The organism is Pseudarthrobacter sp. WHRI 8279 (assembly GCF_040224115.2).
Taxonomy (GTDB): Bacteria; Actinomycetota; Actinomycetes; order Actinomycetales; family Micrococcaceae; genus Arthrobacter.
Genome location: NZ_CP168162.1, coordinates 3,435,838 through 3,452,471 on the forward strand (window position 1 = coordinate 3,435,838; position 16,634 = coordinate 3,452,471).

Sequence of the window (16,634 nt, forward strand, 5' to 3'; positions counted from 1 at the left end):
TAGCCGAGGAGGTAACGACATGTCTGGTGCAACCACCCGCAATACAGGGGCGGATTTCGTCTATGCCGAGCTGAAGCGGCAGATCATCAGCCTGGAGCTGAAGCCGGGGGAACGCGTCTACGAACCCGCCATGGCCTCTGCGCTGCAGGTGAGCCGCACGCCGCTGAGGGAAGCCATCAGGCGGCTGATCTCGGAGAGCCTCCTGGAACAGCAACGGACCGGCGGCGTGCTGGTGCCCGCCCTGGACGAGGCGGAAATATCCGAGCTGTATGAAGTCCGCGCGGCCATGGAATCGCTGATGGCGCGCAATGCCTGCCTAAAAGCCACGCTGGCTGACATCGACGCACTCGAGGGCATCCTTGAGCGCAACGCTGCCATGGTGGGCTTCGCGGATGAGGCGATGAAGCAGGGGATGTCGCTGCACGGGAAAATCGCCGCGATCGCTGGCAATGCGTGGGCGCGGCGGTTCCATGACCAGATATCAAACCAGATGGAGCGGTACCGGCACTTCACCAACAGCACCCAGGAGCGGCGGGACCAGGCCCTTGCCCAGCACCGGACCCTGGTGGCGGCCGTGGCCGCCGGCAGCCCGGACCGGGCCGCAAGGATCGCGTTCGACCACGTCATGGGTGCCCGCGACGCGGCGGTGCGGGCCATGTCCGGCAACCCTGCATGATCGGCGAACTGGGCCGCCGGTCCACTGCAGCCCTCCTGGTCCATTCCACACTGATCCAGGCCCTGACTTTCCTGCTGCGGCCCGCTGCCACCTACCGCGCGCTGGAACTGGACGTTCCCGGTTTTGCCCTGGGGCTGCTGGCGGCGAGCTACGCCGTCTTCCCGCTGCTGCTCGCCGTCCCCACGGGCGCCCTGGTGGACCGCCTGGGTGAACGCCGCCTCATGGCGGCCGGAGCCGCCGTCGTACTGGCCAGCGCCTTGTTCCTGCTGCTGTGGGGTTCGTCAATTGCTGCACTGATCATCGGAACCGCCCTCCTGGGCGTCGGCCAGCTGACCTGCGTGGTTGGGCAACAGGCGGTGGTGGCCAACAACGCGGCTGCCTCCCGGATGGATTCCGCCTTCGGCTACCTCACCTTCGCTGCCTCCCTTGGGCAGGCCGTGGGGCCATTGGCCATCTCCCTGGTGGGAGGCGCGGCCGTCCGCCCCGACACCCAGGCGATCTTCCTCCTCTCGGCCTGCATGGGCCTGGTGCTCCTGCTGACCACCTTCGGCATCTCCGCAAGTGTCAGCGCCAGGAAGGCAACGGCAGCCCCGGCGAACAGCGGCAAAGGCAATGTGGCCTCGCTGCTGAAGACTCCCGGCGTGGCGCGGGCCCTGGCCACCAGCGCCACTGTCCTTGCCGTGGTGGACCTGACCATGGTCTACCTTCCGGTGCTTGGCTCCGAACGGGGGCTCACGGCGGCAACAGTGGGCGCCCTGCTCGCCGTCCGCGCCGTGTTCTCAATGGTGTCCCGCATCCTGCTGGGGCAGGTATCACGGAAGCTGGGGCGCAAGCGGCTCCTCGTGGCCAGCCTGGCGCTGTCCACCGTCGCTTTGGCCGCCATGGCGGTTCCCATGCCGGTGCTGCTGCTCTTTGCGGTCATGGCCGTGCTCGGACTGGGCCTTGGCATTGGCCAGCCCCTCACCATGTCCTGGCTCTCGGCGCAGGCACCCGCCGGGCAGCGAGGCCGTGCCCTTGCCCTCCGGCTCGCCGGGAACCGGGTGGGCCAGGTGGTGCTTCCCAGTGTTATCGGTGTGGCAGCGGCAGGCGTTGGCGCGATGGGGGTTTTCCTGGCGTCCGCGGCTGCAGTGGGCGGGACGCTCCTGCTCCTCCGGGGTGTGCGGCTGGACGACTGATTACGGCAACCGCGACGGGCGGAGCAGCGTTGGCATGCCCGCCTGTTCCGGGTCCAGCGGCACGGGACTGACCAGCACTGCCGGGCCGCGATGGAGCGTTCCGCTTGAGAGGGCACGGCACCGGATACCGCCGCGGCCCCGCATGGCCGGGTGGGCTCCCGGGGCAAGCACCTCATTCATCCACGCGCAGGGGTGGGCAGGCCTGCCGCCGTAGAACTGGACCCGGGAACCGCGTGATTCGAGCACGAAGTCCTGGCTGAGCAGCGGGGCCAGGTGGGCTCCGCGGAGGATCACGTTCCGCCGGGTGGCCAGCGGATCGAACGGGCCGGCGCCCAGCTCGGTCGCGATGGCCTCCAGGGATTCGACGGCGAACAGGGTCACCGCGGCGTCCATGTGCGCCGCCTTGCCGAAGAAGCGGTCGCCCACGATGCCCTTGCCCGCCACCACCTCGGCAACATCGGCATCCGTGGTGGGCACATCTGCTGCCCCGTCCCGCGCCCGGCCGAAGTAGGCGTGGGAGGGGGACACCAGCAGGTGCAGGATTTCGACGCCGTACCTGTACTCCTCCGTCATGCCCCCACCATACGCACGGATTCAGGCACCCACGTACGCGGCCAGGTGCTTGCCGGTGAGCGTCGGGGAGCCGGCCACCAGCTCAGCGGGCGTTCCCTCGAAAACGATCCGGCCGCCGTCGTGCCCCGCCCCCGGGCCGAGGTCGATGATCCAGTCCGCGTGCGCCATCACGGCCTGGTGGTGCTCGATCACAATTACGGACTTGCCGGACTCGACCAGCCGGTCCAGCAGGCCCAGCAGGTTCTCCACGTCGGCCAGGTGCAGGCCGGTGGTGGGCTCGTCCAGGACGTACACGTCGCCCTTCTCGGCCATCTGGGTGGCGAGCTTGAGCCGCTGGCGCTCGCCGCCGGACAGCGTGGTGAGCGGCTGGCCGAGGCTGAGGTAGCCCAGGCCAACGTCCTCGAGCCGGGCCAGGATGGTCCGCGCGGCCGGTGTCTTGGCCTCACCCTCGGCAAAGAACGCGGCGGCCTCGGTCACGGACATGGCCAGCACCTCGGCGATGTTCTGCCCGCCCACGGTGTATTCCAGCACGGCTGCCTGGAAGCGGCGGCCCTCGCAGTCCTCGCACGGGGACTCCACGGTGGCCATCACGCCGAGCTCGGTGAAGATGACGCCCGCGCCGTTGCAGGTGGGGCACGCGCCCTCGGAGTTGGAGCTGAACAGTGCCGGCTTCACCCCGTTGACCTTGGCGAACGTCTTGCGGATGGGTTCCAGCAGCCCGGTGTAGGTGGCCGGATTGCTGCGGCGCGAACCGCGGATGGCGCCCTGGTCGATCACCACCACGCCCTCGCGCTTGGCCACGGAACCGTGGATGAGGGAGCTCTTCCCGGAGCCGGCTACCCCGGTGACGACGGTCAGGACACCCAGGGGAATATCGACGTCGACGTCTTGGAGGTTGTGCGTGGACGCGCCGCGGACCTCGAGCGCTCCGGACGCCTTCCGGACGGACTCCTTCAAGGCCGCGCGGTCCTCCAGGTGGTGCCCCGTGGTGGTGTCGCTGCTCCGCAGGCCCTCCACGGTGCCCTCGAAGCAGACCTCGCCGCCGTTGGTGCCGGCCCCGGGGCCGAGGTCGACGACGTGGTCCGCGATGGTGATCATCTCCGGCTTGTGCTCCACCACCAGGACGGTGTTGCCTTTGTCCCGCAGCTGCAGCAGGAGCTGGTTCATCCGTTCGATGTCGTGCGGATGCAGGCCGATGGAGGGCTCGTCGAAGACATAGGTGACGTCCGTGAGCGAGGAGCCGAGGTGCCGGATCATCTTGGTGCGCTGGGCCTCGCCGCCGGACAGGGTGCCGGCCGGCCGGTCCAGGCTGAGGTAGCCGAGGCCGATATCCGAAAAGGAGTCGAGCAGGTGCTGGAGGCCTTTGAGCAGGGGAGCCACGGAAGGGTCCTTGAGGTTCCGGACCCACCCGGCGAGGTCGCTGATCTGCATCTGGCACAGTTCCGCGATGTTCTTGCCGTTGATCCTGGAGGAGAGGGCCTGCTGCGTCAGCCGGGTGCCCTTGCACTCGGGGCAGGTCTGGAACGTGACGGCCCGCTCCACGAACCGGCGCACGTGCGGCTGCATGGCCTCCGGGTCCTTGGACAGCATGGACTTCTGGATTTTGGGGATGATCCCCTCGAAGGTCAGGTTGATGCCCTCCACCTTGATCTTGGTGGGCTCCGCGTAGAGCATGGTGTCCAGTTGCTTGGCGGTGAACTTGGCGATGGGTTTGTCCATCGACAGGCCCATGCCCTCGAACAATCGCCCGTACCACCCGTCCATGGAGTACCCCGGAACTGTCAGCGCTCCCTCGTTCAGGGACTTGGCGTCGTCGTACAGTGCGGTGCGGTCAATGTCGCTGACGTTGCCCATGCCCTCGCAGCGCGGGCACATGCCGCCGAGGTACACGGCGTGGTTGACCACCGACTTCTCCACCCGCCCGCCCTTGTCCGTGGACATGACGCCGCTGGCCTTGCGGGTGGGGACGTTGAAGGAGAATGCCGTGGGCGGGCCGGCGTACGGCGTGCCCAGACGGCTGAAGAGGATGCGGAGCATGGCGTTGGCATCGGTGGCGGTGCCCACCGTGGACCGCGGGTTGGCGCCCATGCGCTCCTGGTCCACGATGATCGCGGTCGTCAGGCCTTCCAGGAAGTCCACCTCGGGGCGGGCGAGGTTCGGCATAAAGCCCTGGACGAACGCGCTGTAGGTCTCGTTGATCATCCGCTGCGACTCGGCAGCGATGGTGGCGAACACCAGCGAGCTCTTGCCCGAGCCGGAGACCCCGGTGAACACGGTTAGCCGGCGCTTGGGCAGTTCGACGTTGATGTTCTTGAGGTTGTTCTCCCGCGCGCCCTGCACGCGGATCAGGTCGTGCGTGTCGGCGACGTGCAGCCCGCTGGCCTGGGTGTCGGTACCGGTGTCCGTGCTCATCGGGTCTCCATCTGTTGGGCTGCACTGTCTGTTGGGCTGCGCTGACCGGAAGCCGCGTGCGCCAGCCGCGGGCCGCCGTCGTTGGTATCAGCCTAGGCCTGCTGGTTGATCCGTACGGTGTTCCCGGCGGGGTCGCGGAAGGCGCAGTCGCGGATGCCGTAGGGCTGGTCCACCGGTTCCTGCACCACGTCGGCCCCGCTCGCCTCAACCTTGGCGAAGGCGGCGTCGACGTCCGGGGCGGAGAGGATCACGGTGGCGTAGGTGCCCTTGGCCATCATCTCGGCGATGGTGCGGCGCTCGTCATCGGTGATGCCCGGGTCCACGCCCGGCGGGTGCAGGACGATGGAAACGCCGGGCTGGCCCGCGGGGCCGACGGTGATCCAGCGCATGGTGCCGCGCCCCACATCGTTGCGGACCTCAAAGCCGAGCGCGTCGCGGTAGAACGCCAGGGAAGCGTCGGGATCGGTGTGCGGAAGAAAGGTTGAGGAAATGGTGATGTTGTCCATGGCAGTCATGCTAGTTGCGGCTCCGGAGCGGGCGCTTCTCGATTCCTGACCGGTCTGGTGACCTGTTTCGCCACGCAGGCGGGGATGCCCGCCGTCGTGCCTTTTGCCTCCTGCTTGTAGACGCTGGGCGGCATGCCCACCAGCTCACTGAAGCGGGTGCTGAAGGTGCCCAGCGAGGAACAGCCGACGGCGAAGCACACCTCCGTGACGGAAAGGTCACCTCGGCGCAGCAGCGCCATGGCCCGTTCGATGCGCCGGGTCATGAGGTAGCTGTAGGGCGATTCCTGGTACGCGGCCTTGAAGCGGCGGCTGAGGTGGCCAGCGGACATGTGGACACCGCGGGCCAGTGCTTCGACGTCGAGGGGCTGCGCGTACTCCCGGTCGATCCTGTCCTTGACCCGGCGCAGGAGCATCAGCTCGCACAGGTAGGGGCTGGTGGCGGGGCTGGTAGTCACCTTTCAGATGGTGCTCCCTGGCGGGGGAGTTGTCCAGACTTTTGACGGCGCAGCTGCTGTGTAAAACGGCCCTTTTCAGCGGGGTATGATTGTGCCGCCGGCCGGCATGAGGTCCTCGCCCGAACAGGGCTCGAGTCAACGCAGTGCTGGATGATGTCCGTTCATTTGAGCAGTGGCATCCGGCGAAACCAAACCCTTTTCACCACTGTCAAAGACCCTGCCCGAATACTGCGCGGGCAGCACCTTGAAAGGACCCCATGGAACTGCTGTGGGAAACCGCCGGCTGGGCCGGCGCGGCTGCAATTCTCAGTGCATACCTGGCCGTTTCCATGGGCTGGCTGAAGGCCGGCAAAGGCTTCCAGACCGCGAATCTTGTGGGCGCCGTCGCCTTCATCATCAACGGCACCTTCCACGGGGCCTGGCCTTCCGTGGTGACGAACGTGGCCTGGTTCCTCATCTCCGCCGTCGCGCTTGTCCGCATGCGCTCCGAAAGCACCCCGCCGGTAGTGGCCGCGGATCCGCAGGTCCAGTTCCCGGGTGTCCCGGACTCCACGGGCCAGATGGCCGTCATCGAGGTTCTCACCGGTTCCATGCCAGTGGTCTCCATGCCTGCCATGGCTGACGGGCAGCGGCTGGCGCACTGAACCGTCACATGATCCCGGTGGGCACTCGAAGAAGATCGTCCATATAGTTGCACTTTTCTGCCATGGGCAGCCGCGGCGTTTGTCCATAGCCTGAAGTGGTGACGGACGCCAACCACTTCAAGAGCCAGATTCATCTGCCCGATGCGCCGCCGGACCAGCGGGCTGTCCTGGAGGCCGGAGGTGTTGCCTGCTGGAGCGAGCCGGTCTCCATCGACACCTACGCTCCCGGCGTGCCGGACCGGTACCCGATGTTCCTGGACCGCCGCGTGTACCAGGGGTCCAGCGGCAAGGTCTACCCCATGCCGTTCATTGACAGCATCGCCGGCTCGAAGGAACCCCGGCTTTGGCAGGCAACCCATCTGGAGAACGAATACCTGAGGCTCATGCTGCTGCCGGAAATCGGAGGCCGCATCCACATCGGCTTCGACAAGACGGCCGGGTACGACTTCTTCTACCGGAACAACGTGATCAAGCCGGGGCTGGTGGGCCTTGCCGGGCCCTGGATCTCCGGGGGCGTGGAGTTCAACTGGCCCCAGCACCACCGCCCGGCAACGTTCCTTCCCGTGGAAACATCCATCGAACGCGGCGCTGACGGGGCGGTGGTGGTGTGGCACAGCGACCTTGACCCCCTGCAGCGGATGCGGGGGACCCACGGTGTCCGCCTCCGCCCGGGCAGTTCGCTGATCGAGGTGGAGGCCCGGCTCTACAACTGCACGGACGTGCCGCAGACTTTCCTTTGGTGGGCGAACGCCGCTGCCCGCGTCCACGAAAAGTACCAGTCGTTCTTCCCGGCGGATGTCCGCTACGTGGCGGACCATGCCCGCCGGGCCGTCACGGCTTTTCCGCGCGCGGACCGCCCCTACTACGGCGTGGACTATCCCGCCCTGGCAGGGGAAGACCGTCCGGATGCGGACCGCATCGACTTCTATGCCAACATTCCGGTCCCCACCTCCTACATGGTCACCGACACCAAGGACAGCTTCTTCGGCGGCTACGACCATAAGGCGGGAGCCGGGTTCGTCCACTGGGCGGACCGCGGCATCTCCCCGGGCAAGAAGCAGTGGACGTGGGGCAACGGTCCGGTGGGCAAGGCATGGGACGCACACTTAACGGACGACGACGGCCCTTACGTTGAGCTGATGTCCGGCGTCTTCACGGACAACCAGCCCGACTTCAGCTACCTCGCCCCCGGCGAGACCCGCACCTTCAGCGAGTTCTGGTTCCCGATCCGCAAGATCGGCCCGGCGCACCAGGCGAACCTCGACGTCGCCGTCTCACTCGAGCTGGACGACGCCGGACGCAACGCCGCAGTGGGTGTCTCCAGCACGGCGGACCGGGCCAATGCCACGGTGGTGCTTCAACACCGCGGGCAGGCCATCCGGTCCTGGAATACCCGGATCTCCCCGGCCCACCCCTTCACGGAAGCGTGCGGGCTTGATGGCCCGGTTGAGGCTGCTGACCTCACCCTCCGGGTCCTTGACGGGGGAGCGGAGCTGTTGTCATGGTCCCCGGCCCGGGCCGGCGGTGCCGGGGAGGAGCCGTGGGTGGCTACCGAGCCTGGCCGGCCGGCGGAGATCGAAAGCCAGGACGAGCTCTACGTCACCGCCACACACCTGGCCCAGAACCGGCACCCCACAAGGTCGCCCCTGCCCTATTTCGAGGAGATGCTCCGGCGGGATCCCCACGATTCACGCGCGTCCATCGCGCTTGGTGCAGCGAAATACGCCACCGGCCAGTACTCGGAAGCGCGGAGGCTGCTGGAAAACGCACTGGCCCGGCTGACCCGCCGAAACCTGAATCCGCCCAGCGGCGAGGCCAGCTATCGGCTTGGCTTGGTGCTGGAACGGACCGGTCAACCGGACAGGGCTGCCGAACACTTTGCGAAAGCCGCCTGGGACAGGGCCTGGGCGCATCCGGCCCGCCTTGCGATGGCGCGCCTGGCCCTCCGGTCGGGGCAGCCAGCTGAGGCCCTCCGGCAGGCCGAAGCGGCCCTGGGACTGGACCCGGCCAGCCCTGCGGCCAAGCATCTGCTCTGCCTTGCGCTGCGCCAGATGGGTCGCGGGGACGAGGCCGCACGCCTGCTGCAGGGCATCCTCAAGGCCGACCCGCTGGACCCGGTGGCCCTGGCGCTGGACGGCTCCCTTGACGTTTCGGACCCCAAGACACCGCTGACCGTGGCGTGCTGGCTGGCCAGCGCGGGCCAGTGGCAGCTTGCCCTGGACCTGACGGAGCAGCCGGCCCGGTCCGGCGACAAGGGGTTCGGCAACCCGGAGCCCCTCCGCCGCTACCTCCGTGCCGGCTGGCTGGACGAGCTGCTGGACCCGGAAGCGGCGTCGCGGGAACGGGCGGCTGCCCGGCGGAGCGACACCACCTATGCCTTCCCCTATGGACTGGACCACTATGACGCGTTGCAGCGCGTCCTCCAGGCTTATCCCAAGGACGCGGTGGCGCACGGACTGCTGGGCTGCTGGCTGCTGGACGCGGGGCGCACCACGGAAGCGCTTGCCCACCTGCAGGCCTCCATGGCCAACGGGTCGGAGGACCCCGTGGTCTGGCGGAACGCCGCGATCGCCCACATCAACACCGGTGGGGACGCGGCAGCTGCGGACTCCTTCTTTGAGCGTGCCCTGGAGCTGAGTCCGGATGATGCCCGGCTGGTGTTCGAGCGTGCCGTCCTGGCCGGCCTCCGGGGCGTGCCAGTCAAGGAGCGCATCGACGACCTGGAAAGGCACGGCTCCGCTGTGTTCCGGCGCGACGACCTGACCGTTCTGTATGCCAACCTGCTGGTTGACGCCGGCCGGGCGGACGAAGCCCTGGGCATCATGGCCACCCGCAACTTCCAGCCGTTTGAGGGCGGCGAAGGACTGGCCCTGGCGGCCTATGACCGGGCGTCCCTGGCGGTTGCGGGCGCGCTTACTGAGCAGAGTCCGACGGCGGCCGCCGCCCTCCTGCGCGAAGGCATGGAGGCACCGGCGAACCTGGGCGAAGGGCGGCACCCTGCCGGGAGCCTGGCCGAGCGGCTGGTGGCGCTGGGGGACGCCCTCACCCGGGCCGGGGACGCTGATGCGGCAGCCGGGGCATGGAACCATGCCTGCCGGGAAGGCTCCCCGCTTGCCGCCGGCCCCGCTCCGGCCGGCCCCGCTGAGTACTGGAAAGGTGTTGCCTGCAGCAGGCTTGGCAGGCACGCTGACGCCGAACGGATCTGGCGGCGACTCGATGCCGGCGCCGATGAACTGGAAACCGCTCCCGCAGTGCCTGACTACTTTGCAACCTCCCTGCCCGAACTCCTGCTGTTCAGCACTGACACGGCCGGAGCCCGCCTTGAAACGGCGGCACTGCTGCGCAGGCTGGCCGCAGAAGGCCGCTCCCACCTCATAGAAAAGGCACACTCTTGACCGACGCACCGAGATACCTCGGCTCCGGAACCATGGAACGCGGCAGCGCTGCATCCCTGACGGGAGCGCCGCCGTCGCACCTTCCCTCCCGGCTGACCATCAGCCTCTGGGACTTCTCCTGGTACACGCGGGCTGAAGAAGGCGGCCCGTACGCCAGCCTGGATGCTGCCTGCGCGAAGGCGGCACAGCTGGGGTACAACACCATCCGCATCTGCGCCGCGCCGCTGCTCCTTTTCGGGGCGCTCGGCCTCGACGACCTTGCCGCTGACTTGGAGATCGAGGGGCTCGGAACCGCGCCGGACGGCGGCTTCTACGGCCGCGGCACCCGCTGGTACGACGCTCCCGGCGGCTACCGCCTCAACCTGCGCGAGCGGCTGCTGGAACTCTTCGACGCCGCCGCCCGCCACGGCCTGGTTGTCATCCTCGCCAGCTGGGAGTACCAGCAGTCACCGGCCTTCGCCCGTTCCCCGCGATGGTTCGAGGCGATCGACGCCGTCCCGCTGCAGGACAGGTACAAGGTCCTTGCGGACGCGTGGGACCGGCTCATCGGCGGGCCGACAACTGCGGGCCATCGGGACCGGATCGCCATGGTGGAACTGCATAACGAGGTGGACTTCTCTATCCTGCCCGCGCTCGCGGAAGGCGGCGCCGAACAGCTGGAGCGCCTCCGGGAACTCCACCCCGACCTTCTGGTCACCGCAAGCTATGGCAAACCTCCCCACCTGGCCATGCACACCGTCCCGGACGGACTGGGAGCAGCCCAGTTCCACGTCTACAGCTACGGCGTGCTGGATGCCCTCCAGCAGCAGATCGATATCAGGTCCGAGGGCGGCGCCGGCTTTCCCAACCCCGCCTTTCCCAACCCTGACCTTGCCGCCCTGCTGCGGCCCGGGGCATCCTCTGTGGCAGAGTACGGACGGCTGGCCGAGTGGAAATACCGGGCAACAGTTGTCACGGACCAGATGTTCTACGGCTACGACTGGATTGATCCGGAGGCGTGGGACACCTGGCTCTACAACAGGTTTGGCGAGTTCAGGGAGGTCATGCGGCGGGAAATCGAATCCCGGGTCATTGCCATCGCCGCCTGGGCGCGCTGGAAGAACGTCCCGGCCGTCGTCGGTGAAGGATGGATCGGTTACACGCCCCTGCACGGCAAGTTCGAGGAGGGACCGATCGGGCGCGACCTCGCCGAACGCGGCATCGGGGCAGCGCTCGACAACGGGGTGTGGGGGATGGTGCTGTGTTCCAACGCGGCGCCGCACCACCCGATGTGGGCTGACGAAGCGTGGCAACTCCGCATGAACCGCCTCATCCTTACCGCCCCCACTAGCTGAAAGAATCTCCATGCAGAACGAACAAGGGACCGTTGGGATGCCCAGCGCCGGGGTGCTCAGCGCCGCCCACCGGCCGCACGAGCTGGCACTGCAGTTCCCGCCCATGAGCAACACAGAGGACCGCCACAAAAGGTGGCGGCTCACCAGCCAGTACATGGAACACGACGGCGTCCCTGCGGTGCCGGTCTCCGGGGAGCTGCACTACAGCCGCCTGCCCCGGTCCCGCTGGGAAGAGCGGCTGCGGCTGATGAAGGCCGGCGGTATCACCGTGGTGGCGTGCTACGTCTTCTGGATCCATCACGAGCCGGCCGAGGGCGAGGCATGCTTTGACGGCAACCTCGACGTTGCCGCGTTTGTCCGGCTCTGCGCTGACGTTGGCCTGGACGTGGTGCTGCGGCTGGGCCCCTGGTGCCACGGCGAGGTCCGCAACGGCGGCTTCCCGGACTGGGTGCAGGCGGCGCCGGTGGCACACCGGACCAATGACCCCGCCTACCTGGCCATGGTGGAGCGCTGGTTCAACCGCGTTGGCACCGAGCTGGACGGCCTCAGCGGCCCGGACAGCAACGTCATCGGCATCCAGCTGGAAAATGAGCTCTACGACCAGCCGCGGCACATCACGGAGCTCAAGAAGCTGGCCAGGGCAGCAGGGCTGAGCGCACCAATTTGGACGGCCACGGCCTGGGGCGCCGCCGACATCCCGGAGGATGACGTCATGCCGGTGTTCGGTGGCTACGGCGACGGTTTTTGGGTTGATGCCGACGCCCCGTGGGACCCCACCTTCCGGGAGCATTACTTCTTCAGCCACGAGTGGGATGACCCCGGGATCGGCGCGGACCTGCGTGAACACTTCTCGGGCAACGGCGCGGCACCATCCCGTTCCCCGTCCACGCTGTATCCCCCGGCAACCTGCGAACTCACCGGCGGCATGGCAACGGCCTACCAGCGGCGGCCGTGGCCGAGCGGCAAGGATGTTGCGGCGGTTGCCAACAACAAGATCGGTAGCGGCTCCGGGTGGCAGGGTTATTACATGTTCACGGGCGGAACGAATCCGCCCGGCGGTCTGCAGGAATCGCAGGCAACGGGCTACCCCAACGATCTTCCGGTGTTTGACTATGACTTCCACGCGCCCATTGGTGCGGCCGGAAGGCTGGCGCCGGGCTTCGCCGAACTGCGGAAGCAGCACGCCTTCCTGGCGGCTTTCGGTGCCCGGCTTGCCCCTATGCCGTCCACCTTGCCGGACAACCTTCCTGCAAGCATTGATGACAGGGAGACGCTGCGCTGGGCCATGCGATCGGACGGCCGGTCCGGGTTCCTGTTCGTCACCTGGCACCAGCCGCACATTCCCCTGCCGGATTACCCGGGAGCCCAGTTCAGGCTCCTCCTGGACGGGGAAACACTCATTTTTTCGCGCGGGGGCCTCACCATTCCTGCCGGAACCATCGCGCGCTTGCCAGTAAATCTGGAAGTGGCAGGTGTCCGCCTTCGCTGGGCAACGGCGTCGGCCTTTACACTGCTGGACCCGGACGGTGCGCCCACGCTGGTCCTCGCTGCCGAGGAAGGGATAGTGCCGCAGCTGTGCCTGCCGGAAGGAACCGTTCTGGACGGTCCGGCAACCGCGCTGGATGACAACGTGTACGCCATCGACGCGGCCCACCCCGTGACCCTGACGACGAGCTCGCCCGAAGGCTCCCTGGCTATCCTGGTCCTGCCCTCCCACCTGGCTGACCAGGCGTGGGCGTTGGAGACTCCGCACGGGCGGCAGCTGCTCCTGTCCGCAGACCCGCTCTGGGTTGGTGCGGACGGCCGCCTGGCCGGCAGGTCGCAGGGGGAACCCGCTGTCCGGCGCTACTCCGCAGCGGCCGGTGGGTTCGAGAACGTGCGGATCGGCAGAACGAAGCCTGAACCCCTTCGCCGGACGCTGCCTGCCGAGCGGATCCGCGCCGCGAAGCCGGTCCCGGCGTCCTTCGGCTCCCTCGCCGGCCGCGCTGCCGCACCCACCGGCTCTTCCATCGATGACCTGGCCGCCGTTTATGCGGTGGATCTGGGCGCGACGGTACTGTCCGGGGAGCACACGGAACTGGAGGTTGCCTGGGCCGGGGACGTGGCCTGCCTGGTGGTTGACGGGACGGTAGTGGGGGACAGGTTCTGGGACGGTTCCCCCTGGATTATCGAAACCAACGACGCCGGGATACGCCCGGGCTCGGACGTCCGGCTCCAGATCCTGCCGCTCGCCAAGGATGCGCAGGTTGGGCTGCCGGCCGAGGCGCAGCGCCGGCGGGACGCGGTTGCCGGTGACCTGGTTTCGCTGGACAGCCTGGATCTCCTCCAGTGGGCCAGGTGGTCGGAGGAGCCCGCCTGAGCTGCAGAGTTGTGCCATAGCATGGACACTTCGTGGCGGAAGGAGTGCGGGGTGGAGCGGGCAACGGGGTTTCCGAACCAGCGCCTGGTGGTGGTTCCCCGGCCCCTGGTCCGTGACGCGCTGGAACGTCCCGTCACGCGCCGGCTGGTGGTGACCGACGCCGGCGTTTTTCCCGCCGCCGGGGAGCATGGGCGGTACCGGCCCCAGGGCGCGGACGAAACCATTGTCATCCTCTGCGTCGCGGGGGCGGGGTGGGTGGAAACCGGCGGTAACCGTTACGACGTAGGCAAGGCAACCGCCGTCGTGCTTCCCGGCAACACCGGTGAGGCGCATGCCTACGGTGCCTCTGCTGAGGACCCCTGGACCATCTGGTGGTGCCACATCCGCGGCTCCGATGTTGCCGAACTTGTTGAAGAATCCGAGGTCCGCGCCGGCCGGCCCATCATCCCGCTGGTGGCCGTGGACCGGCTGACCGCCATGCTGGACGAGATCATTACTGCCCTGGAGCAGGACCAGTCACCGGCCCGCCTGGTGGCTACGGCCGGGATGGCCTGGAAGCTGCTGGCCACCCTGGCGGTGGACCGCCGCCTCCCGGAACAGGGAACGCCGCTGCAGCAGGCCATGAAATTCCTCGAGGACCGGGTGGACGGCGCCATCCGCCTGCCGGACCTGGCCAGGGTGGTGGGTGTTTCGCCGTCGCACTTGAGCAAGCTGTTCCGGGAGGCGACGGGAGGCGGAGTGCTGGCCCACCACACGGCCCTGAAGATGGCACGGGCCAGGCTCCTGCTCGACACAACAGACCTGACGATTGCGGAGGTGGGACGGGAGATCGGGCTCTCCGACCAGTTCTACTTCTCCCGCCAGTTCCGCCGTCTGCACGGGGTAAGCCCCAGCGCGTACCGGGCGGACCGGAAGGGGTGAGGCGGCCACCATTCAACCCAGAGAAATGAGGAATCCCCATGGCGTGGACGCCTGATGTGAAACCCCGTCACCGAGTCATCGTTGACAACGACTTCTCCGGAGATCCTGATGATCTCTTTGCGTTGGCCCACCAGGTCCTTTCGCCGTCCGCCGACATTCGCGGTGTGATCGGATCGCACCTTGCGCCCGGCGACTTTTTCGACCCATCCGACCGGCAGGCGGACAACGCAGCGGAAATCGCAGCTGGTCTTCTCGCGCTGTTGGGCCGCCCGGACATCACGGTGGCAAAAGGATCAAACACAGCCCTGGGCAGCCTCGAAGCGGGGGAGTTGTCCGACGCCGCTGCCCTGATTGTCCACGAGGCAATCCATGGGGATCCCACGCTGCCTCTTCTGGCCACCTTTGGAGGCGGACTCACAGAACTCGCCGCAGCCTGGAAACACGACCCCAGCATTGAATCCAGGCTAACCGCGATCTGGATCGGCGGGGAGGAATACCCTGAAGGACCGGATGCTCCTCCCTTCGCAGAGGGCCCGGAGTACAACATCAACATCGACATCCCCGCCGCGCAGGTAGTCTTCAACGAGTCCGCGATCCCGATCATCCAGGTGCCCAGGGACGCCTACCGGCAGTGCATCGTGTCCATGGCCGAACTTGCGGCGGCAATGGAAACCGCCGGGGAACTTGGCAGCTACCTTGGCAATGCACTCAGCCGGGTCATTGCCGCCAATGAGCAGAACGGCCACCGGATGGGGGAGACGCACGTCATGGGCGACAACCCCCTGGTCCTGCTCGCATCACTGCAAACGCCGTGGGAGCCCGACTTTTCCTCCACCGGGCATCGGGTGCGCCCCACCCCGTTCATCACCGATTCGGGGGGCTATGCAGAGCAGGCGGTCCGCGTGCCGCGCCCCATCCGGGTCTGCACCCGCATCGATACCCGGCTCATGTTCCAGGACATGTTCAGCAAATTAGCGGGGTGCAGGGATGGCAGCGGTCACTGAGGATGTGCTTCTTTCATCGGCCGCAGGTGAGCGAAGGAGGCGTTCGCCGATGTCCTGCCCGATCCTCCGGAGGAGGGCAGCCGAAAGGCCGGGGTCTTTGGAGGAGTCCTGGTCCGTGTACTCGGTCAAGGTGTAGACCCGCGCCAGGGGCATCTCGGACCACCGCTCCCTCGGGAGGAGTGAGCGGCCGGCGACGGCGATGATGGGCCTGGGGCCGGAACGCCGGGCGACGGCGGCTGGCAGCTTCCCGGCCAAGGTTTGTTCGTCGATGCTGCCTTCGCCGGTGATGACGACGTCGCAGGTTTCCTTGCGTGCGTTGAAGTCCAGCAGATCCAGGAAGTAGCCGGCGCCGGAGACCTGGGTGGCGCCCAGCAGCAGGCAGGCGTAGCCGATGCCGCCGGCGCTGCCTGCGCCCTCGTTTTCTGCCATTGCTGCGGCGCCGGCAAGCCCGGCTTCGGCCATCTTGCTGACATAGTGCGCGAGCCCCTTGTCGAGTGTTGCCACGTCCTCCGGCCCGGCGCCCTTTTGGGGTCCGAAGATTGCGGGAGCACCGTGGATTCCGAGCAGGGGATTGTGGACATCGCTGGCGACGATGAGTTCGGTGCCGGCCAGTAAGGGCAGCGGAGTCCGCTGCACTTCGTGGATGTGGCCCAGGGCGCTGCCGTTGCCGGGGAGTTCCCGGCCTTCAGCGTCCAGGAAGCTGTAGCCCAGCGCCGTGAGCATGCCCATGCCCCCGTCAGTGCTGGCGCTGCCGCCGAGGGCCATGACGATCCGGGCCGGGTTCAGGCTCAGCGCGAACAGGACGGCCTCTCCGAAACCGCGGCTTGAGGCCTTCAGCGGCTCGGGCTTTCCGCCCGGAAGCTGCCCAAGGCCGCAGGTGTTGGCCACCTCCACAACTGCCGTGACGCCGTCGAACGCGATGCTTGCCTGGACCGGCTGTCCGGTGGGCCCGGCCACCGTGCAGGCCCGCCGGGCAAAGCCGGAGGCGACGGCCGCGTCAACACTGCCGTCACCTCCGTCTGCGAGTGGAAGGAGCTCGCAGTGGACCGACCCGGGTCCGGTTGCGGCGCGGAGCCCTGCCGCCAGGGCGTCCGCCACTTCGCCGGCGGTGAGGCTGCCTTTGAATTTGTCCGGCGCGATGAGCGCCCGAACGGTTTTCGGGGCGGTGGTCTGCGTCATG

Annotated in this window: 13 protein-coding genes; 8 read left to right on the top strand and 5 right to left on the bottom strand. The window is 67.8% G+C overall.

The window, feature by feature from the left end; genetic code table 11:
* The first annotated feature begins 19 nt into the window (after positions 1 to 19).
* Together ABRP28_RS15825 and ABRP28_RS15830 are read left to right on the top strand one after the other, a co-directional pair.
* Positions 20 to 676 carry a GntR family transcriptional regulator gene (locus ABRP28_RS15825; protein ID WP_350004200.1) on the top strand — a complete coding sequence of 219 codons (657 nt, stop codon included), beginning with the start codon at positions 20 to 22 and terminating at the stop codon, positions 674 to 676.
* On the top strand, positions 673 to 1,851 hold the full coding sequence (locus tag ABRP28_RS15830; RefSeq protein WP_350004201.1) for an MFS transporter: 1,179 nt from the start codon (positions 673 to 675) through the stop codon (positions 1,849 to 1,851). The genes ABRP28_RS15825 and ABRP28_RS15830 overlap by 4 nt, the downstream gene beginning before the upstream one ends.
* On the opposite strand, the gene ABRP28_RS15835 is transcribed toward ABRP28_RS15830, so the two are convergent.
* The 4 genes from ABRP28_RS15835 to ABRP28_RS15850 form a co-directional block, all read right to left on the bottom strand.
* A complete protein-coding gene (locus ABRP28_RS15835) occupies positions 1,852 to 2,424 on the bottom strand; it encodes an MOSC domain-containing protein (protein ID WP_350004202.1) in 573 nt (190 codons plus the stop codon).
* Positions 2,425 to 2,445: 21 nt separating this feature from the next.
* Complete coding sequence (locus tag ABRP28_RS15840; RefSeq protein WP_350004203.1) at positions 2,446 to 4,836, bottom strand: excinuclease ABC subunit UvrA; 2,391 nt, start codon at positions 4,834 to 4,836, stop codon at positions 2,446 to 2,448.
* Positions 4,837 to 4,928: 92 nt separating this feature from the next.
* On the bottom strand, positions 4,929 to 5,351 hold the full coding sequence (locus tag ABRP28_RS15845; protein WP_188810535.1) for a VOC family protein: 423 nt from the start codon (positions 5,349 to 5,351) through the stop codon (positions 4,929 to 4,931).
* A complete protein-coding gene (locus tag ABRP28_RS15850; RefSeq protein ID WP_374152983.1) occupies positions 5,348 to 5,755 on the bottom strand; it encodes a helix-turn-helix transcriptional regulator in 408 nt (135 codons plus the stop codon). Before ABRP28_RS15850 ends, ABRP28_RS15845 begins: the two co-directional genes overlap by 4 nt.
* 299 nt (positions 5,756 to 6,054) lie before the next feature.
* On the opposite strand from ABRP28_RS15850, the gene ABRP28_RS15855 reads away from it, so the two are divergent.
* The 6 genes from ABRP28_RS15855 to ABRP28_RS15880 all read left to right on the top strand — a co-directional run bounded on the left by ABRP28_RS15855 (position 6,055) and on the right by ABRP28_RS15880 (position 15,454).
* Positions 6,055 to 6,441 carry a hypothetical protein gene (locus tag ABRP28_RS15855; RefSeq protein ID WP_350004205.1) on the top strand — a complete coding sequence of 129 codons (387 nt, stop codon included), beginning with the start codon at positions 6,055 to 6,057 and terminating at the stop codon, positions 6,439 to 6,441.
* Between the two features lie 98 nt (positions 6,442 to 6,539).
* Positions 6,540 to 9,836 (top strand): DUF5107 domain-containing protein, encoded by a 3,297-nt coding sequence (locus tag ABRP28_RS15860; RefSeq protein ID WP_350004206.1) that lies wholly within the window; start codon positions 6,540 to 6,542, stop codon positions 9,834 to 9,836.
* Positions 9,833 to 11,170, top strand: a complete 1,338-nt coding sequence (locus tag ABRP28_RS15865; RefSeq protein ID WP_350004207.1) for a cellulase-like family protein — start codon at positions 9,833 to 9,835, stop codon at positions 11,168 to 11,170. Before ABRP28_RS15860 ends, ABRP28_RS15865 begins: the two co-directional genes overlap by 4 nt.
* 10 nt (positions 11,171 to 11,180) lie before the next feature.
* On the top strand, positions 11,181 to 13,529 hold the full coding sequence (locus ABRP28_RS15870; RefSeq protein WP_350004208.1) for a beta-galactosidase: 2,349 nt from the start codon (positions 11,181 to 11,183) through the stop codon (positions 13,527 to 13,529).
* A 21-nt stretch (positions 13,530 to 13,550) separates the two neighbouring features.
* The gene (locus ABRP28_RS15875; protein WP_374152868.1) at positions 13,551 to 14,450 is read left to right on the top strand and encodes a helix-turn-helix domain-containing protein; all 900 of its coding nucleotides are present in this window, start codon (positions 13,551 to 13,553) and stop codon (positions 14,448 to 14,450) included.
* A 38-nt stretch (positions 14,451 to 14,488) separates the two neighbouring features.
* Positions 14,489 to 15,454, top strand: coding sequence for a nucleoside hydrolase (locus ABRP28_RS15880; protein ID WP_350004210.1), 966 nt, complete (start codon positions 14,489 to 14,491; stop codon positions 15,452 to 15,454).
* Here the strand turns inward: ABRP28_RS15880 and ABRP28_RS15885 are convergent.
* Entirely contained in the window at positions 15,422 to 16,633 is a 1,212-nt protein-coding gene (locus tag ABRP28_RS15885; protein WP_350004211.1) for a glycerate kinase, read from the bottom strand. The genes ABRP28_RS15880 and ABRP28_RS15885 overlap by 33 nt on opposite strands.
* Position 16,634 lies beyond the last annotated feature (1 nt).